Annotated in this window: 1 pseudogene; it reads right to left on the bottom strand. The window is 76.9% G+C overall.

The annotated features are described in order from the left end of the window. Window positions 1-1,164, bottom strand: a pseudogene (locus B7767_RS41250) (hypothetical protein); the annotation flags it as partial.

Here is a 1,164-nt window from a genome sequence, read left to right as displayed (position 1 = left end):
ATCCGGCCGGCGTCGGCGAGGAAGGCGCGGGCGCCGGCCAGGCCGTCGGGGCCCTGCCGCTCCGCCTGGAGCCGGGCGAGTTCGCGCAGGCAGTTGCTGAGCTGCTCGGGGCGCGGATCCTCGGCGTGGGCGGCGAGTGCCTGGTCCGCGGCCTCGCGGGCGCGGCCGAACTCGCCGGATTCACCGAGGAGTACGGCCGTCTCGGCCGCGATCATGGCGTGGCTGCCCGGGTCGTCGTCCCAGCCGGCCGACTCGGCCGCGAGGGCGACGAACTCCGCCGTGGCGGCCTTGAGGTCGTCCCCCGCGTGGAGCGCGCGGGCGCGGGTCAGCCGCAGTTGGGCGATGAGCCGGTCGTCCGGCTTCCCGGCGGCGACGTCCGGTTCGGCGAGCAGGGAGTCGAGCAGCGCGATGCAGTCCTCGACGCGGCCGAGGTCGAGGCTGAGCTGGGCCGCGTTGCTGTAGGTGCAGTACGCGTCGAACCGGCTGCCGCCGCGGAGGTCCAGCTCCGCGGAGCGGGTCAGGTGCCGCAGCGCCTCGTCGGGGCGGCCCAGATGCAGGCAGGCCCCGGCCAGGTCGCTGTGGAGGCGAGAGGTGTCGACCGCGTCGGCCGGCCAGTCGGCGGCCAGCCGCAGGCCCTCGGCCAGGTCCGTGTACGCGGCCTGCGCGTTCTGCAGGCCGAGCTGGAGCCGGCCGCGCAGGGCGAGTGCCCGGGGCAGGTGCCAGGCCGGGCCGTGCGCCTTGAGCCGGTCGAGGGCGCCGTCGGTCTCGGTGAGTGCGGCGGGCAGGTCGCCGGACATGGCGTACGTGGTGGCCCGCAGCAGCAGGGCCCCGGCGATCTGCGTGTCGACGTCGTGCCGGGTGGCGAAGGTGTGCAGCAGGTCCGCCTCGGCGAGGACCGGCGCGATGTGCTCCTCGCTTCCCGACGTCTGCAGGCGCATGCCGAGCGCGGTGGCCCGCAGCCGCAGCAGGCGGGCCTCCTGGCGCGGGGTGAGACCGGGCGTCTCCTCGTGCAGGCGGACCAGGCAGGCGTGGGCGTCGGTCAGCGCGGCGGCCTTCGCATCGGGGCCGTTGGTGCCCTGCGCCCGGGTGTCGTCGGCGTCCCGCGCCTCCGCGCCGCCGTCGGCGCCCTGTGCCGAGAGCTCCGCGGTGGCGAGCAGGGCGCAG

Origin of the sequence: Streptomyces sp. 13-12-16 (assembly GCF_002114215.1) — a bacterium.
Taxonomy (GTDB): domain Bacteria; phylum Actinomycetota; class Actinomycetes; order Streptomycetales; family Streptomycetaceae; genus Streptomyces.
The sequence above is the reverse complement of the archived record's forward strand: the minus strand, read 5'-3'. Positions and strand labels throughout refer to the sequence as shown.